The following is a 24,490-nucleotide window of genomic DNA, read 5'->3' as shown; positions in this document are numbered from 1 at the left end:
AAGAACACAATAAGACAGGTTCTGCGTTTAGTTGCCGCGCTCTAAAAGTACCTGGCGCTTAATCCTTTCGTTGCTGTATGCGGCGTAATGAACGTTCGCGACGCGATTGTTCACGGCTGCGGTCCAGCAAGATTTCCTCAATGAAAGCCAGGTGACGGTGCGACGCTTCGCGCGCCTGCTCCGGCTCCCCGGCCATTATCGCCTCGAATACTCGGGTGCGATGGTTGCTTACCAGCGGGAGCATCTCCCGACGGGCATACAACAATTCAAAATTCTGACGAACGTTCTGGGCCAGCATCGGCTCCATGCAGCGTAGCAGATGGAGGAGCACCACGTTGTGTGCCGCTTCGGTGACGGCGATTTGATACTGGACAACGGCGCTGGACTCGGCGTCTAAATCGCCGGACTGCTGTGCCCGTTCAATGGCCTGATGCAGTTCGCGGATACGCACGCGATCTTCATCAGTGCTGCGAAGGGCGGCATAATAGGCCGCAATACCTTCAAGCGCGTGACGGGTCTCAAGCAGGTCAAACTGGGATTCTGGGTGGTCAGAGAGAAGTTCTACCAGCGGATCGCTGAAGCTCTGCCACAGGCTGTTTTGCACAAAGGTTCCGCCGCCCTGGCGACGAAGCAGCAAGCCCTTTGCTTCGAGGCGTTGAATCGCCTCACGCAGAGAGGGACGTGAAACGTCGAACTGTTTTGCCAGCTCGCGTTCTGGCGGAAGTTTCTCACCCGGGCGCAGAGTCCCTTCGAGGATTAAAAACTCCAGCTGCTGCTCAATCACATCAGATAGTTTTGGTTGGCGAATTTTGCTGTAGGCCATATTCCCTGTCTTACGCCTTTTTGCCCGGAGTCAATTGGTCTTACCAATTTCTAGTTCGTATCGCTAAAGTAACAAAGTATTCACCTTCTGTCCATATTGGTTTTGATTGAAATCAGTAAACCCTGCACATTTTAACAACCTTACAGAAATAACGTTTCAGAAATGTAACTTTGCACAAATGAGTTGATTACTCCCAAAGAGGGAGTTTTAACCATAATGAAACGAGGGTTTTTGCAATCTGAAGCGATTCAACATGGCAAATAATGAAAATTCGCCCACTTAAGAAGCATTTCTATTCTATAGGTTGGGTTAGGAAGAATAAGCGGGCCGATTTACAAATGCTTTCTTTTTATTCAAGTCGTCAGCATCCCTTCATAAAGCAGGTGCATTCGCAGGCGCTTACCACTATTCTGGCGCTTACGGAAGTCATCTCCGCTTTTTTCGGTTTGTTTAACCGTAAAGAAATAAATACAGAATATGGACTTTCATAATTACACACGCACAGCGTGAACATAACAACCACACACGAGGTTTCAAATGGAAGCTCAACAGCACGGCGATCAGCTAAAGCGCGGACTTAAAAACCGCCATATACAGCTCATCGCACTGGGCGGTGCGATTGGTACCGGCCTGTTTCTGGGCAGCGCATCCGTTATCCAGTCAGCCGGTCCGGGTATTATTTTGGGTTATGCGATTGCGGGTTTCATTGCTTTTCTGATCATGCGCCAGCTTGGCGAAATGGTCGTTGAAGAGCCTGTCGCAGGCTCGTTCAGCCACTTTGCCTATAAATACTGGGGCAGCTTTGCGGGCTTCGCCTCCGGCTGGAACTACTGGGTGCTGTACGTTCTGGTTGCTATGGCCGAGCTGACCGCCGTCGGGAAGTACATTCAGTTCTGGTATCCTGAGATCCCCACCTGGGCGTCTGCTGCAGCCTTCTTCGTGATTATCAACGCCATTAACCTGACCAACGTAAAAGTATTCGGCGAGATGGAGTTCTGGTTTGCCATTATCAAAGTCATTGCCGTTGTGGCGATGATCATCTTCGGTGGCTGGCTGCTGTTCAGCGGCAACGGCGGCCCGCAGGCTACCGTGCGTAACCTCTGGGAACAGGGCGGCTTCCTGCCTCACGGCATGACCGGTCTGGTGATGATGATGGCGATCATCATGTTCTCCTTCGGCGGCCTGGAGCTGGTGGGTATTACCGCCGCCGAAGCCGATAACCCGGAGCAAAGCATTCCGAAAGCCACAAATCAGGTTATCTACCGTATTCTGATCTTCTATGTGGGCTCACTGGCCGTGCTGCTCTCCCTGTTGCCGTGGACGCGCGTGACCGCTGACACCAGCCCGTTTGTTCTCATCTTCCACGAGCTGGGCGATACCTTTGTCGCCAACGCCCTGAACATCGTGGTGCTGACCGCAGCGCTCTCCGTTTACAACAGCTGCGTATACTGCAACAGCCGTATGCTGTTCGGCCTGGCCCAGCAGGGCAACGCGCCGAAGATGCTGCTCAACGTGGATAAACGCGGCGTGCCGGTGAATACCATCATTGTTTCAGCCATCGTGACCGCGCTGTGCGTGCTGATTAACTACATGGCACCGGAATCGGCGTTTGGCCTGCTGATGGCGCTGGTAGTCTCCGCTCTGGTTATCAACTGGGCGATGATCAGCCTGGCGCACATGAAGTTCCGCCGCGCGAAACAGCAGCAGGGCGTCACCACGCGCTTCCCTGCCCTGCTCTATCCGCTGGGTAACTGGATTTGCCTGCTGTTTATGGCGGCCGTGCTGGTGATCATGCTGATCACGCCGGGCATGGCGATTTCCGTCTACCTGATCCCGGTCTGGATTGCGATCCTTGGCGTTGGCTATCTCTTCAGCCAGAAAAGCCGTAATGCCATGAAGGCGCACTAAACCTCTCGCCGCGGCACCTGTTTTTGCGGGTGCCGCGCGTTGTTACCTCCTTCACACTTTCACGCCAACAGCACATTTATCCATATCACCGCCCTGATACTGCAACGCATATATTCCTTTGCCAGCGAATAATTCTCCCCATACCGTAAACCGGAGAGCTGTCGATGGATAACAACAAACTGTCAGTAAAAGAAAAGATCGGCTATGGGATGGGCGACGCGGGATGCAACATCATCTTCGGCGCCATCATGCTGTTTGTTAACTATTTCTATACGGATATTTTTGGCCTGGCGCCTGCGCTGGTCGGCGTGCTGCTGCTGTCCGTCCGCGTGATTGACGCCGTAACGGACCCGATCATGGGGGCGATTGCCGACCGTACCCGCAGTAAATATGGCCGGTTTCGTCCATGGCTGCTGTGGATTGCGTTCCCCTACGCGCTGTTCAGCATTCTGATGTTCACCACCCCGGAGTGGAGCTATAACAGCAAAGTTATCTATGCGTTTGTCACCTACTTCCTGCTCTCGTTAACCTATACGGCCATCAACATCCCTTACTGCTCGTTAGGTGGAGTGATCACCAACGATCCAAAAGAGCGCGTGGCCTGCCAGTCGTATCGCTTCGTGCTGGTCGGCATCGCCACGCTGCTGCTCTCCTTAACGCTGCTGCCGATGGCCGACTGGTTTGGCGGGGATAACAAAGCCAAAGGCTACCAGATGGCGATGACCGTCCTGGCACTGATTGGTACCTGTATGTTCCTGTTCTGCTTCGCCACCGTGCGCGAGCGCGTGCGTCCGGCAGTGCAAACCAACGACGAACTGAAAAACGACCTGAAAGACGTGTGGAAAAACGACCAGTGGGTGCGCATTTTGCTGCTCACGCTGTGCAACGTCTGCCCGGGCTTTATCCGCATGGCGGCGACCATGTATTACGTCACCTGGGTGATGGGCCAGAGCACCCACTTCGCCACGCTGTTTATCAGCCTGGGCGTTGTCGGCATGATGCTTGGCAGCGTGCTGGCGAAAGTGCTGACCGACCGCTGGTGTAAGCTGAAGGTCTTCTTCTGGACCAATATTGTGCTGGCGGCATTCTCCTGCGCCTTCTATTTCTTCGACCCGAAAGCCACCGTTACCATCGTGGTGCTCTATTTCCTGCTTAACATCCTGCACCAGATCCCGTCTCCGCTGCACTGGTCGCTGATGGCTGACGTGGACGACTACGGCGAATGGAAAACCGGGAAGCGCATCACCGGGATCAGCTTCTCGGGTAACATCTTCTTCCTGAAACTGGGCCTGGCGATTGCCGGGGCGATGGTCGGCTTCCTGCTCTCCTGGTACGGTTATGACGCGGGCGCAAAAGCGCAAAGCGCGGACGCCATCAACGGGATCGTGCTGCTCTTTACCGTCATTCCGGGCATTGGATACTTAATTACCGCTGGGGTGGTACGTCTGCTGAAAGTGGACCGTGAGACCATGAAGCAGATCCAGTCCGATCTGGAAAAACGCCGCAACAATTACCGCGAGCTGAATGACTATCAGGAACTCAAAGCCGCTGAGACTAAATAAGGAAAGCCGCATGCATAACTGGCCAAACCCGTTTATCGAACAACGCGCCGACCCGTACATTTTACGCCATGAGGGACAGTACTATTTTATTGCCTCCGTGCCGCAGTACGACAGGCTGGCGATCCGCCGCGCAGACTCGCTGGAAGGACTACGCGGAGCTGAAGAGGTAGTGGTCTGGCGCAAACCCGAGACCGGCTCGATGAGCCAGCTAATCTGGGCGCCAGAACTGCACCACGTTGACGGCAAGTGGTACATCTATTTTGCCGCGACGCACACCCAGGCGCTAGACGCGCTCGGGATGTTCCAGCACCGCATGTTTGCGATTGAGTGTGCGGACCGCGATCCGCTCAGCGGTACCTGGATCGAGAAAGGGCAAATCAACACCCCGTTCGACACCTTCGCCCTGGACGCCACGACCTTTGTTCATCAGGGCAAACGCTGGTACCTGTGGGCGCAAAAAGCCCCGGATATTTTCGGTAACTCTAACCTCTATCTGTGTGAAATGGAGAACCCGTGGACGCTGAAAGGCGAGCCGGTGATGCTCAGCAAGCCAGAATACGACTGGGAATGCCGTGGTTTCTGGGTCAACGAAGGTCCGGCGGTGCTGGTTCACGGCGATAAGCTGTTTATCAGCTACTCCGCCAGCGCCACCGATGAGAACTACTGCATGGGATTACTGTGGATAGACCTGAACGCCGATCCGCAAAACCCGGCAAACTGGCACAAATCCCCTCGCCCGGTTTTCGTCACCAGCTACGAGAACCGCCAGTACGGGCCAGGCCACAACAGCTTCACGCAAACGCCGGAAGGGGAAGATGTATTGGTGTACCACGCAAGAAATTACACCGAAATTGAAGGCGATCCGCTTTACGATCCGAACCGTCATACCCGCCTGAAGCTTGTCCGCTGGGACGAAAACGGGATGCCTGATTTCGGCATCCCGCCTGCGGATACGTTATAGCGTCTGCGGCGCGCTGGGTTACACCAGCGTGCCGTAAATCGTCAGCAGCGCCACAATCACCACCACCACAAACGAGGTTTTCTTCGCCATGGAGACGGCGGCTTTTGGCGTTTCGATCTTGTCGGTATGCGGTTCGCGCGCCAGCGAGAACTGCGCCAGGCGCGTCAACACCTGGTACTGGGACGTATGGCGGTCCCCAAGAGAAGCGAACCATGCGGGCAGCGCTTTTTCACCGTGCCCAATTAAGGCGTACACCACGCCCACCAGACGCACCGGGAGCCAGTCGAGCACGTGCAGGATGGCATCAATGCCGGACAGCAAACGCTCATGCGGCGTCAGATAACGGGCAAGCCAGGTCTGCCAGGCGCGCAGGAACGAATAGCCCATCAGCAGTACCGGCCCCCACGGGCCGCCCACCACAAACCAGAACAGCGGAGCAAGGTAGTAGCGGAAGTTAATCCACAGCAGCGCGTTTTGCAGCTCGCGCAGGAACTCGCGCTCGTCGCAGTCCGGCGGCACGCCGTGGATCATCGTCAGCTCGCTCGCCATCGCGCCGCGCGCGTGGGTATCGTCACGGGAGGCGGCTTTCAGGTAGGCGTGATAGTGCAAACGCACCTTGCCCGCACCAATGCACAGCACGCCGAGCAGGATCCACACCACCAGCAGCGGCACGTTGAAAAAGAGTCCGTACAGCGAGCGCAGCAGCAGGAAGGTAATCAGCATGACGCCCGCCATCATCAGCAGCGTGCGCAGCATGGAAAAGTGCTTGATGCGGCGGAATAACACCTCCAGCCGGTGATCCAGTTGCCAGTGCTCGCCGAGCTTGAACAGGCGTTCAGCGATGATAACCAGCAGCATGGTAAACAACGTCATGGTATCTCCTTATTCTGACGACGAGGCAAGCATGGCGCGAAACCGCGGCCAGTCAAATGCCGGGCCGGGATCGGTTTTTCTCGCCGGTGCGATATCGCTGTGCCCGGTAATATTGTCGGCGATTGCCGGGTAGAGTCCGATAAGCGTGTGGGTAATAGCAACCAGCTGCTGATACTGGGCATCGGTGTAGGGGGTAGTATCCGTGCCTTCCAGCTCAATCCCAATCGAGAAATCATTGCACCGTTCGCGCCCGTGATACATCGATACCCCGGCATGCCAGGCGCGCTTATCAAAAGGAACATACTGAACCACCTCACCATCACGGCGAATCAGGCAGTGAGCCGACACGCGCAGATGCGCAATCTCAGCGAAGAAGGGATGTGCATTGGGATCTATCGTTCCCGTGAATAACGCATCGATCCACGGGCCGCCAAACTCACCCGGCGGGAGGCTAATATTATGAACCACCAGCAGTGTGGGCTTTTCATCCTCCGGGCGGCAGTCGTGGTGCGGCGAGGGCACATGCCGCGCATCCACCAGCCATCCGTTTTCTAACAACATGCTGGAACTCCTTCTGTATGGTGCAATGACTCGGTTCAGAGTAGCATGTTTCAATATTATGATTCGTTACCAATTTGGAGTTTTATCATGCCGCCTCGCCGCTACAACCCCGACCACCGACGTGAAGCGCTTCTGGAACGTATTAATATGGATATTCCGGCAAGCGTCGCCCATGCGTTGAAAGAAGACCTGGGGGGTGACGTTAACGCCGATAAAGATATTACCGCACAATTGTTGCCAAAAGAGACACGCTCGCACGCGGTCATTATCACCCGTGAGGAGGGCGTTTTTTGCGGCAAGCGTTGGGTTGAAGAGGTCTTTACTCAGCTGGCGGGTGACGATGTACAGGTGACATGGCACGTTGATGATGGTGATGCAGTGACCGCCAATCAGCCGCTGTTCGAGCTGCACGGTCCTTCCCGCGTATTACTGACAGGCGAGCGTACCGCGCTCAATTTTGTCCAAACGCTCTCTGGCGTCGCCAGTGAAGTGCGCCGCTACGTTGACCTGCTGGCCGGCACCCGTACCCAGCTGCTTGATACCCGCAAAACGCTGCCGGGCCTGCGCACTGCGCTGAAGTACGCGGTGCTCTGCGGCGGCGGCGCAAACCATCGTCTGGGCTTATCCGATGCTTTCCTGATTAAAGAGAACCACATTATTGCTTCTGGCTCCGTGCGTCAGGCGGTGGAGAAGGCCTTCTGGCTGCATCCGGATGTGCCGGTTGAGGTGGAGGTCGAAAGCCTGGAAGAGCTGGAGCAGGCGATTAAGGCCGGGGCCGATATCATCATGCTCGATAACTTCGAAACGGAGCAGATGCGCGAGGCGGTGAAACTGACCAACGGCCGGGCCCAGCTTGAAGTCTCCGGAAACGTCACTTTCGACACGATCCGTGAATTCGCCGAAACCGGCGTGGATTACATCTCCGTTGGCGCGCTGACCAAGCACGTTCGCGCCCTCGATCTCTCAATGCGCTTCAAATAATGCACGCTCCCCTCTCTGCCCGGAGAGGGGAATTTCAGCCTCGCTCGCAAATCCATTGTCCTTCTCTGCAACACGGAATGAATTCTCTGAAGCTCCTTTCTCGTTCTCTTCTTTGCCCCTCGTTTCTGCCCTGTCCCGCTGACAAAGTAGCGCCACTTTGCATAAGGAGCAGATATGGACAGACAACAAGGATTCACACTCATTGAACTGATGGTGGTCATTGGCATCATTGCGATTCTGAGCGCCATCGGCGTTCCCGCCTATCAGAACTACCTGCGTAAAGCAGCCCTCACCGATATGCTGCAAACTTTCGTTCCCTATCGCACTGCCATTGAGCTTTGCGCGCTCGATCGCGGCGGCGTGGAGAGCTGCGATGCCGGCAGTAACGGTATTCCCTCTCCTGCCACGACGCGTTACGTTTCAGAAATGAGCGTGGCGAAAGGGATCGTGACCTTAACAGGCCAGGAGAGCCTGAACGGGCTGACGGTAACCATGACGCCGCAGTGGAGCAACGGCAACGGTATGACGGGCTGGACGCGTGACTGCAATATCAGTGCTGACAGCGCGCTTAAGCAGGCCTGCGAAGACGTCTTCCGCTTCGACACTAACTAAGGAGCGGATAATGAACACCGATCAACTCGTGGCGCTTTGTCTTCGCCACCATGCCCTGCTGCTCACCAGCGACAGCGACATGATTAGCATCGCCGTCGTGGGAACCCCCGCGCCTGAACTGATGGAGGCTCTGCGCTTCGCGACCCAGAAGAGGATTGATATCGAATGCTGGAGCGCTGAACGCATGGAAAAGCACCGGCAGTTAACCGCGCAATCGCATCTGCCCGTCGTTTCGCAACCCCACTCCGCGGTGGACATCCTCAACCACACGCTGCAGCAGGCAGTAAACCAGCGCGCGTCTGACATCCATATCGAACCAATGGAGCACGCGTGCCAGATCCGCTTACGTATCGACGGGGTACTTTATCCGCAGCCTCCCCTTTCCGCCGCGCTGGCGACGATGCTCAGCGCCCGGTTAAAAGTGCTGGGTAATCTGGATATTGCGGAACGACGCTTGCCGCAGGACGGTCAGTTTACGATTGAGCTGACAAACGAGCCGGTCTCGTTTCGTATCGCCACGCTTCCCTGCAACGGCGGTGAGAAAATTGTGCTGCGTTTGCTACATCAGGTTCAGCAGGCGCTGGAACCGAACGCGCTTGGCATGAGCGCTAAACAGCTGGCCTGTTTTAATGAGGTACTCCACCAGCCTCAGGGGCTAATTCTGGTCACCGGCCCGACGGGCAGCGGCAAAACCGTAACGCTTTACAGCGCGCTGCAGGCGCGTAACACCCCTGACGTCAACATCTGCAGCGTGGAGGATCCCATCGAGATCCCGCTTGCGGGGTTAAATCAGACGCAGGTTAACCCCCGCGCGGGCTTAACATTCCAGAGCGTACTGAGAGCGCTGCTCCGTCAGGATCCGGACATCATTATGGTCGGGGAAATTCGCGATGGTGAAACGGCAGAAATTGCCATTAAAGCCGCGCAGACCGGGCATCTGGTATTGTCGACGCTGCACACCAACTCGACGACGGAAACCCTCATTCGTCTGGAGCAGATGGGCGTGGCGCGCTGGATGATCTCTTCCGCGCTCTCGATGGTAATTGCCCAGCGGCTGGTTCGGCGCCTTTGCCCGCACTGCCGACATAAAACAGGGGAGCATACGGACCTGCCGCGCTCGGTTTGGCCGCGGCAACTTCCTCGCTGGCAACCTGCAGGCTGCGATCGTTGTTATCACGGTTTTTACGGGCGCGTGGCCATTTTTGAAGTACTTGCGATCGATAATCCCCTGCGCCAGGCTATTGCCAGCGGGGCAGGCACCGAGGTGATTGAAGCCAGCGCCCGACAGGCTGGACTCATCTCGCTGTTTGAACACGGCTGCATGGCCGTTGAACAAGGGATGACCACGCTTGAAGAGTTAGTGCGTGTTCTGGGTATGCCCGATGGCTGCTAATCAACTCTGGCGCTGGCGAGCAATCTCCGCTGAAGGAGCCCCCCGACACGGGGTACTCTGGGCCACCGACCGCAACGCAGCCTTCACCAGGCTGATGCGTAACGACCTCCATCCTCTGGCCCTGACCCGATGCGCTCAAAGGCACCGCTGGCGTCCACATCACTGCTACGAGATGTTTCGTCAGCTCGCAACGCTTCTGCAGGCCGGGCTGCCGCTCGCGCATAGTCTGCAAATGCTGGCAAACCAACATCCAGTAGAACCGTGGCGGGGGCTACTGCAAAACGTTGCCGATGAACTCAGTGAAGGCTGTCCTTTTTCTGAGGCGCTCAAACGGTGGCCAGCGGTCTTTAGCCCACTGCATATCTCAATGGTGAAAACCGGAGAGCTAACGGGGAAGCTTGAAGCGTGCTGCCGAGAGCTTGCAGAGCAGCAAAAAGCGCAGCAGCAGCTCAGCGCGAAGGTGAAAAAAGCGCTGCGCTACCCGGCGATCGTCCTGACGCTGGCCGTGCTCGTCGTGCTCGCAATGGTCACCCTGGTTTTGCCCGAATTTGCTGCAATCTACAAAACCTTTAATACCCCGCTTCCGGCGCTGACGCGAATTGTTATGGGGATAGCCGCGTTTATGCAGTCATATGCCCTTGCGCTGTTCACGATGCTGCTTGTTTCCGTAACCGCAGCCTGGCCTCTGCGACACCATCCTCGCTGGCAGCGTATTCTGCTGAGTTTTCCCGTAATGGGCGCGCTGGCGAAAGGGCAAAAGCTGGGGCAGATCTTCACCGTGCTGTCGCTCACGCAGCAGGCGGGCATTGCATTCTTACAGGGGCTTGAAAGTGTAGAAGAGACTGTTGAAAGCCGGTACTGGCAGGGAATACTCCGCAGCATACGCGAGAACATTGAAAAAGGTCTCCCCGTCTGGTCGTCCTTTCAGAAGGCGGCAATGTTTACCCCGCTCTGTATTCAGCTTTTACGAACCGGCGAGATGTCAGGTTCGCTGGACGTCATGCTGGCAAACCTTGCTCGCCATCACACGGAACAGACCTTTCAACGGGCAGACAACCTGGCGGCGCTTCTGGAGCCACTGCTCCTGGTTGTTACGGGGGTTATCATCGGCACGCTGGTGGTGGCAATGTATCTGCCGATTTTCCATCTGGGTGATGCGATGAGCGCGGGGTAGTGCAGTAGCGCTGGCGCACAAGCATGCGCCAGCGAAAGCCATTACAGGCTATTGAAAACGCGGTTTTCCTGCTCCTGAACGCGAATAAACGTTGTGCGTTTCGTCAGCTCTTTCAGGCGGGATGCACCCACGTAGGTACAGGCTGAGCGCAGACCGCCCAGAATGTCGCGCGCGGTGTTTTCAACCGGGCCGCGCAGAGGCAGCTTCACGGTTTTGCCTTCTGCCGCACGGTATTTTGCCACGCCACCGACGTGGCGGGTCATCGCAGATTCAGAGCTCATACCGTAGAACAGCATGAATTTCTCGCCGTTCTCTTCCACCACGGTGCCGCCGCTCTCTTCGTGGCCTGCCAGCATACCGCCGAGCATGACGAAGTCCGCGCCGCCGCCAAAGGCCTTTGCGACATCGCCCGGCATGGTGCAACCGCCGTCGCTGATGATCTGGCCGCCCAGGCCGTGCGCCGCGTCGGCACATTCAATGACCGCGGAAAGCTGCGGATAACCAACTCCGGTTTTCACGCGCGTGGTGCATACGGAGCCCGGGCCAATGCCCACTTTCACGATGTCGGCACCGGAGAGGATCAGCTCTTCACACATTTCACCGGTCACCACGTTACCCGCGATGATGGTTTTGGTCGGCCAGGCTTCGCGCGCCTTGCTGACGAACTGCACGAAGTGCTCGGAGTAACCGTTCGCCACATCAATACAAACGAAGCTAAGCGCCGGGTTAGCATTCAGGATCTGTTTGGTTTTCTCGAAATCGGCGTCGGAAGTACCGGTGGAAACCATCACGTGCTTCACCACGTCAGCAGAGGCGGACGCAACAAACGCATTCCACTCTTCAGGAGTGTAGTGCTTGTGGACTGCAGTAAGAATATCGAACTGAGCCAGCGCCGTTGCCATCTCAAAGGTACCGACTGTATCCATGTTGGCAGCAATGATTGGCACGCCAGACCAGGTCTGACCGGAGTGTTTAAAGGTGAATTGACGTTCGAGTTCAACGTCTGAGCGACTTTTCAGTGTAGAGCGTTTAGGGCGGATAAGAACGTCTTTGAAACCTAACTTCAGATCTTCTTCGATACGCATGTGCGGATTCCTGGGGTTAGAGGCAAATATGTTAAAAGCACAACTCCAGTGACGCTATCATACGCACTAATACCTGCTCCGCAAGACTGCGAAATTCTCTTTTTTTACGCTACAATCCTATAAATTTACCTGGTAAAAAGCCGGTAAAGAGAATCAAACAATTACTGTCGCACGTTTGTTTTTTAAGCAACTGATTTCCATAATGAATAATTCCCAGGATTTGATTTAATGGGGTATATCGTCGCAGTAACCGGCGGCATCGGTAGTGGCAAAAGTACCGTTGCGGACGCGTTTTCTCGTCTCGGCATCGCGATTATTGATGCTGATATTATTGCCCGTCAGGTGGTAGAGCCCAATACACCCGCGCTAAAGGCCATCGCCGACCATTTCGGTCAGGCAATCATCAATGCCGATGGCACACTGAACCGCCGTCAGCTTCGCGAATATATTTTTTCCAATTCTGCGGAAAAAGCCTGGCTTAATGCCCTGCTCCACCCCATTATCCACCAGGAAACTCAGCGTCAGATAGTCGCAGCCCGCTCGCCCTATGTCCTGTGGGTGGTTCCGCTCCTGGTAGAAAATCAGCTGCATAAGAAAGCCAATCGGGTATTGGTGATTGATGTCACACCCGAGACGCAAATCCAGCGAACCATGACGCGCGACCACGTCTCGCGTGAACATGCTGAACAAATTCTTGCCGCTCAGGCCACTCGCGCTCAGCGCCTTGCCGTTGCGGATGATGTTATTGATAATAACGGCGCACCAGATGCCATTGCATCGGATGTTGCCCGCCTGCACGAGCAGTATCTAACCTTCGCCGCGCAGGCCGTTGCACAGGAAAAACCATAATGTCGACTCACATCCTTTTTGAGCACCCGCTTAATGAAAAAATGCGTACCTGGCTGCGCATTGAATTTCTCATCCAACAGCTTTCACAACATCTGCCTGTTAACGATCATGCCACGGCGTTGCACTTCTTTCGCAACGTAGGCGATCTGCTGGATGTGATTGAACGTGGCGATGTCCGCACGGAGCTGTTGAAAGAGCTGGAGCGCCAGCAGCGTAAATTACAGGCCTGGGCCGAAGTACCGGGCGTGGATCAAAGTCGAATTGACGCCTTACGCCAGCAGTTGAAAAACAGCAGCACGACGCTGATGGCCGCGCCGCGCGTTGGGCAATATTTACGAGAAGACCGTTTGATAGCGCTGGTGCGCCAGCGCCTGAGCATACCGGGCGGTTGCTGTAGCTTTGATCTGCCAACGCTGCATATGTGGCTGCATATGCCGCAGGAACAGCGCGATCGCCAGGTAAACAGCTGGCTGGGTAGCCTGGAGCCGATGAATCAGACGCTATCGCTGATCCTCGATCTTGTGCGTAACTCTGCCCCGTTCCGCAAGCAAACCAGTCTCAACGGTTTTTATCAGGACAACGGCGACGACGCCGATCTTCTGCGTCTAAATTTGTCTCTTAGCGAGCAGCTTTATCCACAAATTTCCGGGCATAAAAGCCGTTTCGCGATCCGCTTTATGCCGCTGGACAGTGAAAATGGCACCGTGCCGGAACGCCTCGATTTTGAACTGGCCTGTTGTTAAGGAGTGCCAATGTCTGACGTCACCACCGTAAACTGCCCAACCTGTGGGAAAACTGTCGTCTGGGGAGAAGTGAGTCCGTTTCGCCCGTTCTGCTGCAAGCGCTGTCAGCTCATTGATCTGGGCGAATGGGCGGCGGAAGAGAAACGAATTCCGAGCGAAGGCGACCTCTCGGATAGCGATGACTGGAGCGAAAGCAAGCAGTAACGTTCAAAGCCTGCTGGCGATTCGTTCGGCAGGCCTACATGTTTGTCGCTAAGCGGCGGATCACAGGCTCATTGGCTGGCGGGAATTTGTCGGCATCACTGACCTGAAGTTCCACCCAGTTACCCGGCTGTCCCTCTTTTCCCCAGGGTTCACCTTCCCAGCTTTCCACCAGCCAGAACCACAGCGTGATGTGCCTGTCGGGAAACTGATACTCCAGCTTATCGAACAGCGTGGCGCCAAGCGGGGTAATCCCCACCTCTTCCTGCAGCTCACGCACCAGCGCCTCTTCCGGTGTTTCTCCTGATTCGATTTTCCCGCCAGGAAACTCCCACTTGTTCGCCATATGGGCGTCAGCAGCGCGCTGGGTGATGAAGATTTGGTTTTGCGGGTTGCGAATAATCCCGACGGCAATTTGCAGTATTTTCATAGCGTCACTTCCATAAAAAAGGCGCAGATATCTGCGCCTTTTCAGTTAGTTATGTTCTTAGCTCAGGCGGCCGTGGCACGCCTTGTATTTTTTACCGGAACCACACGGGCACGGATCGTTACGACCGACTTTACGATCGCCGGTCTGCGCGGCGATCGCTGCTGCGGCTTCGCTTTCGTCAGTCTGGTGGCTCAGCTGCTGCATCTGCGCCAGACGCTCAGCTTCTTCACGACGCTGCTGCTCCATCGCTTCCACTTCTTCCGGCATGCGCACCTGAACCTTGCTCAGGGTGCTGATCACTTCGTACTTCAGTGACTCCAGCATAGAGGCAAACATGGAGAAGGATTCACGCTTGTACTCCTGCTTCGGATCTTTCTGCGCATAGCCGCGCAGGTGGATACCCTGACGCAGGTAGTCCATCGCCGCCAGGTGCTCTTTCCACAGGGAGTCCAGCGTTTGCAGCATCACCCCTTTCTCGAAGTGACGCATCATCTCAGCGCCAACCACTTCTTCCTTACGCTTATAAACCTCCAGCGCGGTTTCAAAGATACGTTCGCGCAGGGTCTCTTCATGCAGCTCAGGCTCTTTGTCCAGCCACTCTTTGATTGGCAGATCGAGATCGAAGTCGTTTTTCAGACGTTCCTGCAGGCCTTCAACGTCCCACATCTCTTCCAGAGACTGCGGTGGAATATGCGCGTCGATGGTGGCTTTGAACACATCTTCGCGGATGCTGTTGATGGTTTCGCTCACGTCGGATACGTCCAGCAGTTCGTTACGCTGGGTGTAGATCGCGCGACGCTGATCGTTGGCCACGTCATCATATTCCAGCAGCTGCTTACGAATATCGAAGTTGCGGCTTTCCACTTTACGCTGGGCGTTAGCGATCGCTTTAGTCACCCATGGGTGCTCAATGGCTTCACCAGGCTTCATGCCCAGCTTACGCATCATGCCGGACACGCGGTCGGAGGCGAAAATACGCATCAGCGCATCTTCCATAGACAGGTAGAAGCGGGAAGAACCGGCATCACCCTGACGGCCCGCACGTCCACGCAGCTGGTTGTCGATACGACGAGATTCGTGACGCTCGGTACCGATGATGTGCAGACCACCGGATGCCAGCACCGCGTCGTGACGCACCTGCCAGTCGGCTTTGATCTGCTCGATCTGCTCTGGCGTTGGGTTTTCCAGCTCAGCGACTTCAGCCTGCCAGCTACCGCCGAGCATAATATCGGTACCACGACCCGCCATGTTGGTGGCGATGGTCACGGCTCCCGGATAGCCCGCCTGAGCAACAATGTCCGCTTCTTTAGCGTGGAACTTGGCGTTCAGAACGTTGTGCTTGATGCCTGCTTTGGTCAGCTCATTGGAAACCACCTCGGATTTCTCGATGGAGATGGTCCCCACCAGAACCGGCTGACCATTGGCAGTACGGTCGCGAATATCTTCGATGATCGCCTGAATTTTTTCCGCTTCGGTCATGTACACCAGGTCCGGCATATCCTTACGGATCATCGGACGGTTGGTTGGCACAACCACGGTATCCAGCTTGTAGATGGAGCTGAATTCAAACGCTTCGGTATCTGCGGTACCGGTCATCCCCGCCAGCTTCTCATACAGACGGAAGTAGTTCTGGAAGGTGATTGAGGCCAGCGTCTGGTTTTCGTTTTGAATGTCCACGCCTTCTTTCGCTTCCACCGCCTGGTGCAGGCCATCGGACCAGCGACGACCCTGCATGGTACGGCCGGTGTGTTCATCGACAATGATGACTTCACCGTCTTTCACGATGTAGTCAACGTCGCGGGTGAACAGCGCGTGGGCGCGCAGCGCGGCGGTCACGTGGTGCATCAGCATGATGTTGCTCGGAGAGTACAGAGACTCACCTTCTTCCATAATGCCTTCAGCCACCAGCAGCTCTTCGATTTTCACCAGACCGCGTTCGGTCAGGTTCACCTGGCGCGCTTTTTCATCTACGGAGAAGTGGCCTTCACCCTGGAAGGTATCGGAGTCTTCTTTCTCCTGACGCAGCAGGTGTGGAATGATTTTGTCGACTTTACGGTACATGTCAGAGCTGTCTTCGGCCGGGCCGGAGATGATCAGAGGGGTACGCGCTTCATCGATCAGAATGGAGTCAACCTCATCCACCAGCGCATAGTGCAGCTTACGCTGGACGCGCTCTTCCGGGCTGAACGCCATGTTGTCGCGCAGGTAGTCGAAGCCGTATTCGTTGTTGGTGCCGTAGGTGATGTCCGCGTTGTAGGCTTCGCGCTTGGCGGGTGCCGGCAGTCCGGACATGTTTATGCCGACGGTCATGCCGAGGAATTCGAACAGCGGACGGTTGTTTTCGGCATCACGCTGGGCCAGATAGTCGTTGACGGTAACGACGTGAACGCCTTTACCGGTCAGTGCATTCAGGTAAGCCGGCAGCGTTGCGGTCAGGGTTTTACCTTCACCGGTACGCATTTCCGCGATGCAGCGTTCATTAAGCACCATACCGCCCAGCAATTGAACGTCGAAGTGACGCATGCCGAACACACGTTTACTCGCTTCACGCACAACGGCGAAAGCTTCCGGGATCAGGCTCTCTAAGGTTTCGCCTTTTTCCAGGCGTGCGCGGAACTCCGCGGTTTTCGCCTTCAGCTCATCATCAGAGAGCTTCTCCATCGCCGGTTCCATACCGTTGATGATGTTTACAGCTTTGCGCATACGGCGCAGGGTACGATCGTTACGACTACCAAAAACTTTGGTTAATAATTTGATTAGCATAATAAATTCTCAAACGCCCCAGACGGGCAGATAAATTAAGGTATTGAAAAAGGTTAATTTAGCTGAGGCGTTGAGGCCCGGCACGGATGCCGTGAACCTGGCTAATCCATGTCGAAACGGAGAATGATACAGGAGGAACAAACCAGGTTTGCGCCGTCTGACTCACGGTCACGGGCGGCTGGTTATCCTGCGTCAGAAGCGCATTAAGCGTATCGAGCAGGGCAAGATGCTGAGCCTGAACCGGCAGCGACTCTTCAGCAACAGGCATCGTCTGCGGCGCCATCGCGAACGACAGATGACGAATAACCGTGCGGATGGCGTGCTGCTGCCAGTAATCAACGGAGAAATTAGGACGGCGGCTGGCTTCAAGCCACGCGAGATTAGTAAAGTTAACCCGCGTCGAGAGATCGTGTTTAGTTGTCGTGGAACGTGCTGGCGTCGCCGCTTCCGCACTGTTGCTGAGCGCAGGCAAGCCGAAACTCGCCGCGACCATCCCTAATAAGAGATGCGGCCAGAAGTAACGTCTGCCAAATTGTCGCCAGCGCGTCAGTATTCCGCTCACTTGCTCCACCACATTCGCCCGCCAGTGCAGGCTGAGTTCAATTATTCTTTTTTAGCGCCCAGATATTACCACTAAAGCCAATACGCAGCAGCAGGAATGACACCTTGCAGCAGGTAAAAACGGTCAATAATGCAGCGAACACACCGTTATTCGGCACCCGACAATGGCCAGGGAGTAGAGGGACAAATCAAAGAAGGGTAGAAATAAAAACGACTGGCTTCCCTGGTCGGAGAGAGTACCAGGTGAACCAGTCGCTTTTCTTACGAAACGGCGTTAACCGTTACGCCAGGACCATAGTCGGTGCTTTGAACGCCAGCGGCAGTTCCGCTTCGTCTTCAAAGGTCACATATTCCCAGGCTTCCTGTTTTGCCAGGACGGCCTGCAACAATTTGTTGTTCAGTGCATGACCGGATTTGAACGCGGTAAATGCACCAATGATGTTGTGACCACACATGAACAGGTCGCCGATCGCATCCAGCATTTTGTGACGAACGAATTCATCTTCAAAACGCAGGCCGTCTTCGTTCAGTACGCGATAATCGTCAACAACGATGGCACAATCGAAGCTGCCGCCCAGGCACAGGCCGCGGGACTGCAGATATTCGATATCACGCATGAAGCCAAACGTACGTGCGCGGCTGATCTGGCGCATAAACGCATCAGCAGAGAAGTTCATCGCGTAGCGCTGAGTGCTGGAGTCAATCGCCGGATGGTTAAAGTCGATGGTAAAGTCCAACGAGAAACCATTGTACGGTTTGAATTCAGCCCACTTGTCGCCATCTTCGACGCGAACGGTCTCTTTGATGCGAACAAATTTCTTCGCACAGTTCAGTTCTTCGATGCCGGCATCCAGCAACAGATAAACGAACGGCGCAGCACTACCATCCATAATCGGGATTTCTGGCGCATCGACTTCAACAATAATGTTGTCGATACCCAGACCCGCCAGGGCGGCGTTCAGGTGCTCTACGGTAGAAATCCGCACGTCATGCTCGTTCACCAGACAAGTACAGAGCATTGTATCACGCACAGATTTGGCATCGGCCGGAAAATCTACCGGTGGATTCAAGTCGGTGCGACGATAGATGACCCCGGTATTGGCCGGCGCAGGGCGTAACGTCAGTGTGACTTTCTTGCCGGTATGTAAACCGACACCCGTCGCCTGAACGATACGTTTAAGTGTCCTTTGTTTGATCATCGTATAATCTCGCCAAATTAACTATCCAACCGAGAGTGTATATCACTAACGGTGGGCCAGTTTAGCACAAAGAGCGCAAATCCCCAAATTCCAGCCAATTCTTAGTCAGCTTGCTTACGCAGGAACGCCGGGATGTCCAGATAATCTGGCTCTTTTGCCGTTTGCGGCGTTGGGTCGTTCACCACTTTCGCGGCCGGTTTTTGCTCCTGAGTCAGAGGAGACATACCGTGCTGCTGGTAACGATCCATTACCGGTTGCTGAGTCTGCTTGTTGGTCACGAGGGTGATCTCAGGACGCTTGTCCATACCGATACCGGTCGCAACAACGGTAACACGCAGCTCGTCGTTCATTTCCGGGTCAAGGGAAGTACCAATTACCACGGTCGCGTTGTCAGAGGCGAACGCGCGGATGGTATTACCCACGGTTTCGAACTCATCCAGACGCAGGTCAAAGCCAGCGGTAATGTTGACCAGCACGCCGCGCGCACCGGACAGATCGATATCTTCCAGCAGTGGAGAAGAGATAGCCATTTCAGCCGCTTCTTCCGCACGGTCTTCACCGCTCGCCACGCCAGAGCCCATCATCGCGTAGCCCATTTCGGACATGACGGTGCGAACGTCTGCAAAGTCAACGTTCATCAGGCCAGGACGGGTAATCAGTTCTGCGATACCCTGGACCGCGCCTTTCAGCACGTCGTTTGCTGCGCCGAAGGCGTCCAGCAGGGAGATACCACGACCCAGAACTTTCAGCAGCTTGTCGTTCGGGATGGTGATCAGCGAGTCCACATGCTTGGACAGCTCGGTGATACCCTGTTCCGCGAAGGCCATACGCTTTTTGCCTTCGAAGTTGAAAGGCTTGGTCACGACAGCAACGGTCAGGATACCTAAATCTTTAGCTACTTCAGCGACAACAGGTGCTGCACCGGTACCGGTACCGCCGCCCATGCCCGCTGCGATGAAGACCATGTCCGCACCTTCCAGTGCAGCACGCAGGGCTTCACGATCTTCTTCAGCCGCGTTGCGACCGACTTCCGGGTTAGCCCCAGCGCCCAGTCCTTTGGTGATGCCACCGCCGATCTGGATAGTCTGGCCAACTGCCGTTTTACGCAGTGCCTGCGCATCGGTGTTAACTGCGAAGAATTCAACACCTTCAATGCGTTCACGCACCATATGCTCTACGGCGTTACCGCCGCCGCCACCGACGCCGATGACTTTAATCACCGCGTCGTTGGTCAGTTCCATAGGTTCAAACATAATTTCTCTCTCCGTTGTGCCTGTCGCCCGAGACCGCTAATTCTCTCCGGTCTCTTTAAAAAATTAAAACTCTTTTCGCAGCCAGTTGTTCAGTCGTTTGACCCACGACCCCACTGAGACGCGTTTTTCCACTTCTGCTTCACCACTGAGATGAGATTCCTTCCCGTAGTGGAGCAGGCCCACAGCCGTTGAATAGTACGGCTCCTGAGCATAATCCGTTAAACCGGTAATATTCAGCGGCGCACCAATACGCACCTGCGTATGGAACACGCGCTGAGCGCAGGCCGCAAGACCTTCAATTTGCGCTGCACCGCCGGTTAATACAATCCCCGCCGCAAGATGATGCTTAACACCCTGCTGACGAAGCTGTTCCTGAAGCTGTAAAATCTCTTCGTTGACCAGGTTGAGCAGCTCGGTATAGCGCGGCTCAATTACCTCTGCCAACGTCTGGCGCTGCAGGCTACGCGGCGGACGGCCGCCCACGCTCGGCACCTCAACGCTCTCATCTTTACCAACGATAGACCCCAGCGCACAGCCGTGGCGTACTTTAATCGCTTCTGCATCGCTCGGTGGCGTACCAAAAGCGTAAGCAATATCGCTGGTCACAACGTTCCCTGCGTAAGGGATCACTTTAGTGTGGCGCAGCGCACCGCCGGTATACACGGCCATGTCCATTGTACCACCACCGATATCCACCACACAGACACCCAGTTCGCGTTCGTCTTCGGTCAGCACGGAATAACTTGCCGCCAGACCGGCGAAAATAAGTTGGTCAACTTTCAGGCCACAACGTTCAACGGCTTTTACGATGTTCTTCGCCATATCGTTGTGACATGTGATCAGGTGCACTTTTGCCTGCATACGCACGCCAGACAGACCAACCGGGTTCTTGATCCCTTCCTGGTAGTCAATCGCATATTCCTGCGGGATCACGTGCAGCACGCGATGCTCATCGCGAACGCGCACGGACTTCGCCGTATGCACAACGTTTTCAACGTCTTCCTGCGTCACTTCTTCTTCAGAAATCGGCACCATACCGATTTCGTTCTGGCAGCTAATGTGCTTGCCAGAAAGGGCCAGATAGACAGAAGAAATCTGGCAATCTGCCATTAATTCAGCCTGGTCGATGGCGCGCTGTACGCATTTCACCACCGACTCAAGGTCGTTTACCCCACCTTTATCCATACCACGGGACGGGCAACTGCCCACGCCAATGATATTGACCATACCGTCGGGCAGAACTTCCCCTACTAAAGCGGCAACCTTCGCGGTGCCAATCTCCAGTCCAACTACCAGTTTTCTGTCCGTCGCCTTGATCATTGTTGTTCTGCCTGTACCTGTGCCTGATTCTGTTGCTGATTAGGTTCCTCGACCGGAGCCGGCTCCCAACCGACTGCTGCGCCTGAGTCATAGCGCAAATCAACGTAGCTTATCCGTTTGCCGTCCGCCTGCGCCTGCTGTTGTAAAACCGGGTAAAGTTCTACAAAACGCGCAAGACGTTTCATTGTGTCGCCGCGTCCCAGGTTGAGCTTAATGCCGTTCGTCAACGTCAGCTGCCAGGAGCGGCGCGCCGTCATCGCAGCATCTTTTAACGTAAACCTGTCCTTCGCCAGCACCTGCCCCATTTCACGAAAACCCTGCAATACTTCGTTTTCGCTGCCTTCAGGGCCATACAACATCGGTAAATTTTGCTTGTTGACACGATCGCTCGGGACGCTGAAGGAATTTCCATCTACGTCAACCATGTGCTGATCATTCCAACGCGCAATGGGCACATATTCAACCAGATGAATCTTCAATTCATCAGGCCATTGTTTTCTGACACTCGCCTGTTTTATCCATGGCAGACGTTCAATCTGGCTCTGGATAATATTGACGTCCTGCGTCATAAAGGTGCCGGGCGATCCCAGCGCCAGAATAGACTGGCGAATATCATCGTTACGCGTGTAGTGACGCTCGCCGGTCACCACCAGCTTTGACAGCGGCAACCGCTGTGCGTCTTCCATCCAGCCCAGCACCATCCAGCCGCTGATAAACACGGTGCACAGCACCCCGAGCAGGAAAATTATCCCTGCAAGACGCGTTCCATTACTCCGGCGTGAAGAAGTGTATTCTTCTTCGTCATCGCGGTTGCGCGTGTTCAATGCAGCCTGAGACATATCAGCCCGCCTGGTCCAGAATACGTACGACTAACTGCGAGAAGCTCATTCCCGCCTGACGCGCCGCCATCGGCACAAGGCTGTGGCTGGTCATTCCCGGTGAGGTATTGGCTTCCAGCAGATAAAACTGCCCGTCATTGTCCTGCATCACATCAATGCGTCCCCAGCCGCTGCAGCCCAAAACATTCCAGGCTTTAAGCACCAGGGACTGTAATTCGGCTTCGCGCTCTGCTTCAAGACCACAAGGGCAGAAATATTGCGTCTCATCAGACAGATACTTCGCCTCATAATCATAGAAGACTCCGGCGGGTTGGATGCGAATTGACGGTAAAATTTCTTCGCCAAGCATCGCGACGGTAAATTCCGGCCCGCTGAGCCATTTTTCAATCAGAACTTCTTCATCGTGTTGAAATGCCAGCGCTAAAGCAGATGTTAAATCTTCAGCTTTATCGACCTTTGACATCCCGACGCTCGACCCTTCCCTGCTCGGCTTTACAATAACCGGTAAGCCCAGTGCCGCAATGCGTGTATTAACGCTGTCCGACAGGCCCAATTCAAATTCGCCGCGCGTCAGTGCCACCCACGGCGCAACGGGTAAACCCGCTCCCTGCCAGAGTAACTTACTGCGCAGTTTATCCATAGAGATGGCGGATGCCATCACGCCGCTGCCGGTGTAAGGCAGGCCGATCAGCTCCAGAAGCCCTTGCAGGGTTCCGTCTTCACCGCCACGACCATGTAACGCGATAAAGATCTTATCGAAGCCCATCGCTTTTAATTGCGTCACGTCGACCTCTTTTGGATCGACAATATGTGCGTTTACGCCGCCTTCACGCAGGCCCGCCAGCACGGCAGCGCCGGAATTCAGAGAAACCTCGCGCTCGGCGGAGTTGCCGCCAGAGAGGACTGCAATCTTATCAGCCATGATGCTCATCCTCCTGGGTTTGCGGCTTCAGTTTGATTTCAGCTAAGGTACGGGCGATCTTGCCGATATTTCCCGCACCCTGAATCAGGATGAGATCGTTACCGGTCAGGACCGGTGCCAGAATCTCCGCCACCTGTGCCGGGTCAGAAACCAGAATAGGGTCAACTTTACCGCGCCCGCGGATGGTACGACACAGGGAACGGCTGTCTGCGCCTGGAATTGGCGTTTCGCCGGCGGCGTAAACATCCAGCATCAGCAGGGTATCCACCTGTGACAGCACGCTGGCGAAATCGTCATACAGATCGCGGGTACGCGTGAAGCGGTGCGGCTGGAAGATCATCACCAGATTCTTCTCCGGCCAGCCCGCGCGTGCGGCTTTGATGGTCGCGTCCACTTCCGTCGGATGGTGACCGTAGTCGTCCACCAGCATCGCGGTACCTGGCTTACCATTCACCGCTTCCAGCGGGAACTCGCCGAGGAAGTCGAAGCGACGCCCCGTCCCCTGGAAGCTTTCCAGCGCGCGCAGGATCGCCTCATCATCAATACCTTCTTCCGTCGCAACAGCCACTGCCGCTGCGGCGTTAAGTGCGTTATGGCGCCCTGGCGCATTCAGCGTAACGTGCAGCAGCTCTTTGTCCTGACGCGCCAGAGTGAAATGCCCCTGCGCACCAATCTGTTTGTACTCTTCCACGCGGACGTCAGCGTCTTCGCTGAAGCCGTAGGTGGTGATTTGACGACCGACGCGCGGCAGCAGCTCGCGGATCACCGGGTCGTCCACGCACATCACCGCGCGGCCATAAAACGGCAGGTTGTGCAGGAAGTTGATGAAGGTCTGCTTTAAGTTTTCGAAGTCGCCCTGGTAGGTATCCATATGGTCAGCTTCGATATTGGTGACAATCGCCACCATCGGCTGCAGGTGCAGGAACGACGCGTCGCTCTCATCCGCTTCCGCAATCAGATAACGGCTGTGGCCCAGACGCGCATGGACGCCTGCGGCTTTCACCAGACCGCCATTGACAAACGTCGGATCGAGACCCGCTTCCGCATAAATGCTGGAAACCATCGCCGTGGTCGTGGTTTTACCGTGGGTACCGGCAATCGCAATGCCGTGACGGAACCGCATCAGTTCCGCCAGCATTTCTGCGCGGCGGATCACCGGAATGCGCGCTTCGTGCGCGGCAACGATTTCCGGATTGTCAGAGGAGATGGCGCTCGATACCACCACCACGCTTGCATCGCGCACGTTTTCCGGGCGATGGTTGAAATAGATAGTCGCCCCAAGCGACGCCAGCTGCTGCGTGACAGGGTTTGGCGCCAGGTCAGACCCGCTGATCTGATAGCCTTCGTTAGCTAACACTTCGGCAATACCGCCCATGCCGGCACCACCGATGCCAACAAAGTGAATGTGCCGGACGCGACGCATCTCGGGCACGATTGAACGCAGTTTTGCCAGTTGTTGTGTATTCATTCTCTAAAC

General features: G+C 55.4%; 24 protein-coding genes. 11 read left to right on the top strand and 13 right to left on the bottom strand.

Annotated elements, in window-relative coordinates; genetic code table 11:
* Positions 1–58: 58 nt before the first annotated feature.
* Positions 59–823 carry a pyruvate dehydrogenase complex transcriptional repressor PdhR gene (gene pdhR / locus ACTJI7_RS14245; protein WP_006173806.1) on the bottom strand — a complete coding sequence of 255 codons (765 nt, stop codon included), beginning with the start codon at positions 821–823 and terminating at the stop codon, positions 59–61.
* A 263-nt stretch (positions 824–1,086) separates the two neighbouring features.
* Here pdhR and ACTJI7_RS14240 point away from each other — a divergent pair, with 263 nt between their 5' ends.
* From ACTJI7_RS14240 to ACTJI7_RS14225, 4 genes are all read left to right on the top strand, one after another.
* A complete protein-coding gene (locus ACTJI7_RS14240; protein ID WP_082827687.1) occupies positions 1,087–1,314 on the top strand; it encodes a hypothetical protein in 228 nt (75 codons plus the stop codon).
* Positions 1,315–1,360: 46 nt separating this feature from the next.
* Positions 1,361–2,731 (top strand): aromatic amino acid transporter AroP, encoded by a 1,371-nt coding sequence (gene aroP / locus ACTJI7_RS14235; protein ID WP_028015528.1) that lies wholly within the window; start codon positions 1,361–1,363, stop codon positions 2,729–2,731.
* A 164-nt stretch (positions 2,732–2,895) separates the two neighbouring features.
* Positions 2,896–4,293, top strand: coding sequence for a glycoside-pentoside-hexuronide (GPH):cation symporter (locus ACTJI7_RS14230; RefSeq protein ID WP_049000515.1), 1,398 nt, complete (start codon positions 2,896–2,898; stop codon positions 4,291–4,293).
* 10 nt (positions 4,294–4,303) lie between these two features.
* The gene (locus ACTJI7_RS14225) at positions 4,304–5,254 is read left to right on the top strand and encodes a glycoside hydrolase family 43 protein (RefSeq protein ID WP_126326311.1); all 951 of its coding nucleotides are present in this window, start codon (positions 4,304–4,306) and stop codon (positions 5,252–5,254) included.
* Positions 5,255–5,272: 18 nt separating this feature from the next.
* On the opposite strand, the gene ampE is transcribed toward ACTJI7_RS14225, so the two are convergent.
* Both ampE and ampD read right to left on the bottom strand, forming a co-directional pair.
* Complete coding sequence (gene ampE, locus ACTJI7_RS14220) at positions 5,273–6,127, bottom strand: beta-lactamase regulator AmpE (protein WP_234105791.1); 855 nt, start codon at positions 6,125–6,127, stop codon at positions 5,273–5,275.
* Positions 6,128–6,136: 9 nt separating this feature from the next.
* Positions 6,137–6,688, bottom strand: coding sequence for a 1,6-anhydro-N-acetylmuramyl-L-alanine amidase AmpD (gene ampD / locus ACTJI7_RS14215; protein WP_192978851.1), 552 nt, complete (start codon positions 6,686–6,688; stop codon positions 6,137–6,139).
* A gap of 87 nt (positions 6,689–6,775) precedes the next feature.
* On the opposite strand from ampD, the gene nadC reads away from it, so the two are divergent.
* From nadC to hofC, 4 genes are all read left to right on the top strand, one after another.
* Positions 6,776–7,669, top strand: a complete 894-nt coding sequence (gene nadC, locus ACTJI7_RS14210; RefSeq protein ID WP_248186512.1) for a carboxylating nicotinate-nucleotide diphosphorylase — start codon at positions 6,776–6,778, stop codon at positions 7,667–7,669.
* A 174-nt stretch (positions 7,670–7,843) separates the two neighbouring features.
* On the top strand, positions 7,844–8,281 hold the full coding sequence (gene ppdD / locus ACTJI7_RS14205; RefSeq protein WP_048960892.1) for a prepilin peptidase-dependent pilin: 438 nt from the start codon (positions 7,844–7,846) through the stop codon (positions 8,279–8,281).
* Positions 8,282–8,291: 10 nt separating this feature from the next.
* Positions 8,292–9,674: a type II secretion system protein GspE gene (gspE, locus tag ACTJI7_RS14200; protein ID WP_063154801.1), complete on the top strand. Its 1,383-nt coding sequence runs from the start codon at positions 8,292–8,294 to the stop codon at positions 9,672–9,674.
* Positions 9,664–10,848, top strand: coding sequence for a protein transport protein HofC (gene hofC / locus ACTJI7_RS14195; protein WP_248199630.1), 1,185 nt, complete (start codon positions 9,664–9,666; stop codon positions 10,846–10,848). The genes gspE and hofC overlap by 11 nt, the downstream gene beginning before the upstream one ends.
* Positions 10,849–10,889: 41 nt before the next feature.
* On the opposite strand, the gene ACTJI7_RS14190 is transcribed toward hofC, so the two are convergent.
* Positions 10,890–11,933: a GMP reductase gene (locus tag ACTJI7_RS14190; RefSeq protein ID WP_028015519.1), complete on the bottom strand. Its 1,044-nt coding sequence runs from the start codon at positions 11,931–11,933 to the stop codon at positions 10,890–10,892.
* Between the two features lie 228 nt (positions 11,934–12,161).
* On the opposite strand from ACTJI7_RS14190, the gene coaE reads away from it, so the two are divergent.
* Genes coaE through yacG form a run of 3 tightly spaced genes read left to right on the top strand, consistent with a single transcriptional unit; the run spans position 12,162 to position 13,729 of the window.
* Positions 12,162–12,782 carry a dephospho-CoA kinase gene (coaE, locus tag ACTJI7_RS14185; protein ID WP_063154803.1) on the top strand — a complete coding sequence of 207 codons (621 nt, stop codon included), beginning with the start codon at positions 12,162–12,164 and terminating at the stop codon, positions 12,780–12,782.
* Complete coding sequence (gene zapD / locus ACTJI7_RS14180; RefSeq protein WP_063154804.1) at positions 12,782–13,525, top strand: cell division protein ZapD; 744 nt, start codon at positions 12,782–12,784, stop codon at positions 13,523–13,525. Before coaE ends, zapD begins: the two co-directional genes overlap by 1 nt.
* 9 nt (positions 13,526–13,534) lie before the next feature.
* A complete protein-coding gene (gene yacG / locus ACTJI7_RS14175; RefSeq protein ID WP_063154805.1) occupies positions 13,535–13,729 on the top strand; it encodes a DNA gyrase inhibitor YacG in 195 nt (64 codons plus the stop codon).
* Positions 13,730–13,763: 34 nt separating this feature from the next.
* On the opposite strand, the gene mutT is transcribed toward yacG, so the two are convergent.
* The 9 genes from mutT to murC all read right to left on the bottom strand — a co-directional run bounded on the left by mutT (position 13,764) and on the right by murC (position 24,481).
* Complete coding sequence (mutT, locus tag ACTJI7_RS14170; RefSeq protein WP_028015515.1) at positions 13,764–14,156, bottom strand: 8-oxo-dGTP diphosphatase MutT; 393 nt, start codon at positions 14,154–14,156, stop codon at positions 13,764–13,766.
* Between the two features lie 57 nt (positions 14,157–14,213).
* A complete protein-coding gene (secA, locus tag ACTJI7_RS14165; RefSeq protein ID WP_049137746.1) occupies positions 14,214–16,919 on the bottom strand; it encodes a preprotein translocase subunit SecA in 2,706 nt (901 codons plus the stop codon).
* Positions 16,920–16,977: 58 nt separating this feature from the next.
* Complete coding sequence (gene secM / locus ACTJI7_RS14160; protein ID WP_028015513.1) at positions 16,978–17,481, bottom strand: secA translation cis-regulator SecM; 504 nt, start codon at positions 17,479–17,481, stop codon at positions 16,978–16,980.
* 280 nt (positions 17,482–17,761) lie between these two features.
* Positions 17,762–18,679, bottom strand: coding sequence for a UDP-3-O-acyl-N-acetylglucosamine deacetylase (lpxC, locus tag ACTJI7_RS14155; RefSeq protein ID WP_006810110.1), 918 nt, complete (start codon positions 18,677–18,679; stop codon positions 17,762–17,764).
* 101 nt (positions 18,680–18,780) lie between these two features.
* Complete coding sequence (gene ftsZ / locus ACTJI7_RS14150) at positions 18,781–19,932, bottom strand: cell division protein FtsZ (RefSeq protein WP_008501978.1); 1,152 nt, start codon at positions 19,930–19,932, stop codon at positions 18,781–18,783.
* Between the two features lie 63 nt (positions 19,933–19,995).
* Positions 19,996–21,252, bottom strand: coding sequence for a cell division protein FtsA (gene ftsA, locus ACTJI7_RS14145; protein ID WP_006173845.1), 1,257 nt, complete (start codon positions 21,250–21,252; stop codon positions 19,996–19,998).
* Positions 21,249–22,091, bottom strand: a complete 843-nt coding sequence (gene ftsQ / locus ACTJI7_RS14140) for a cell division protein FtsQ (RefSeq protein WP_045259458.1) — start codon at positions 22,089–22,091, stop codon at positions 21,249–21,251. Before ftsQ ends, ftsA begins: the two co-directional genes overlap by 4 nt.
* 1 nt (position 22,092) lies before the next feature.
* Positions 22,093–23,013 (bottom strand): D-alanine--D-alanine ligase, encoded by a 921-nt coding sequence (locus ACTJI7_RS14135; protein ID WP_063154806.1) that lies wholly within the window; start codon positions 23,011–23,013, stop codon positions 22,093–22,095.
* The gene (murC, locus tag ACTJI7_RS14130) at positions 23,006–24,481 is read right to left on the bottom strand and encodes a UDP-N-acetylmuramate--L-alanine ligase (protein WP_047363459.1); all 1,476 of its coding nucleotides are present in this window, start codon (positions 24,479–24,481) and stop codon (positions 23,006–23,008) included. Before murC ends, ACTJI7_RS14135 begins: the two co-directional genes overlap by 8 nt.
* Positions 24,482–24,490: the final 9 nt, after the last annotated feature.

The organism is Enterobacter sp. 22499, from assembly GCF_052044815.1.
In the GTDB taxonomy this organism is placed as follows: domain Bacteria; phylum Pseudomonadota; class Gammaproteobacteria; order Enterobacterales; family Enterobacteriaceae; genus Enterobacter; species Enterobacter bugandensis.
Note: the sequence above shows the minus strand (reverse complement) of the source record. Positions and strands in the feature narration are given on the sequence as shown.

Bases quoted from the DNA above. Each gene is read 5' to 3' on its own strand.
- coaE (WP_063154803.1), top strand. From the start codon at position 12,162: ATGGGGTATATCGTCGCAGTAACCGGCGGCATCGGTAGTGGCAAAAGT.
- ACTJI7_RS14240 (WP_082827687.1), top strand. From the start codon at position 1,087: ATGAAAATTCGCCCACTTAAGAAGCATTTCTATTCTATAGGTTGGGTT.
- ACTJI7_RS14225 (WP_126326311.1), top strand. From the start codon at position 4,304: ATGCATAACTGGCCAAACCCGTTTATCGAACAACGCGCCGACCCGTAC.
- ACTJI7_RS14190 (WP_028015519.1), bottom strand. From the start codon at position 11,933: ATGCGTATCGAAGAAGATCTGAAGTTAGGTTTCAAAGACGTTCTTATC.
- secA (WP_049137746.1), bottom strand. From the start codon at position 16,919: ATGCTAATCAAATTATTAACCAAAGTTTTTGGTAGTCGTAACGATCGT.
- yacG (WP_063154805.1), top strand. From the start codon at position 13,535: ATGTCTGACGTCACCACCGTAAACTGCCCAACCTGTGGGAAAACTGTC.
- nadC (WP_248186512.1), top strand. From the start codon at position 6,776: ATGCCGCCTCGCCGCTACAACCCCGACCACCGACGTGAAGCGCTTCTG.
- ppdD (WP_048960892.1), top strand. From the start codon at position 7,844: ATGGACAGACAACAAGGATTCACACTCATTGAACTGATGGTGGTCATT.
- lpxC (WP_006810110.1), bottom strand. From the start codon at position 18,679: ATGATCAAACAAAGGACACTTAAACGTATCGTTCAGGCGACGGGTGTC.
- mutT (WP_028015515.1), bottom strand. From the start codon at position 14,156: ATGAAAATACTGCAAATTGCCGTCGGGATTATTCGCAACCCGCAAAAC.
- ACTJI7_RS14135 (WP_063154806.1), bottom strand. From the start codon at position 23,013: ATGGCTGATAAGATTGCAGTCCTCTCTGGCGGCAACTCCGCCGAGCGC.
- zapD (WP_063154804.1), top strand. From the start codon at position 12,782: ATGTCGACTCACATCCTTTTTGAGCACCCGCTTAATGAAAAAATGCGT.
- ACTJI7_RS14230 (WP_049000515.1), top strand. From the start codon at position 2,896: ATGGATAACAACAAACTGTCAGTAAAAGAAAAGATCGGCTATGGGATG.
- ftsA (WP_006173845.1), bottom strand. From the start codon at position 21,252: ATGATCAAGGCGACGGACAGAAAACTGGTAGTTGGACTGGAGATTGGC.
- aroP (WP_028015528.1), top strand. From the start codon at position 1,361: ATGGAAGCTCAACAGCACGGCGATCAGCTAAAGCGCGGACTTAAAAAC.
- hofC (WP_248199630.1), top strand. From the start codon at position 9,664: ATGGCTGCTAATCAACTCTGGCGCTGGCGAGCAATCTCCGCTGAAGGA.
- pdhR (WP_006173806.1), bottom strand. From the start codon at position 823: ATGGCCTACAGCAAAATTCGCCAACCAAAACTATCTGATGTGATTGAG.
- ampD (WP_192978851.1), bottom strand. From the start codon at position 6,688: ATGTTGTTAGAAAACGGATGGCTGGTGGATGCGCGGCATGTGCCCTCG.
- ampE (WP_234105791.1), bottom strand. From the start codon at position 6,127: ATGACGTTGTTTACCATGCTGCTGGTTATCATCGCTGAACGCCTGTTC.
- gspE (WP_063154801.1), top strand. From the start codon at position 8,292: ATGAACACCGATCAACTCGTGGCGCTTTGTCTTCGCCACCATGCCCTG.
- murC (WP_047363459.1), bottom strand. From the start codon at position 24,481: ATGAATACACAACAACTGGCAAAACTGCGTTCAATCGTGCCCGAGATG.
- ftsQ (WP_045259458.1), bottom strand. From the start codon at position 22,091: ATGTCTCAGGCTGCATTGAACACGCGCAACCGCGATGACGAAGAAGAA.
- ftsZ (WP_008501978.1), bottom strand. From the start codon at position 19,932: ATGTTTGAACCTATGGAACTGACCAACGACGCGGTGATTAAAGTCATC.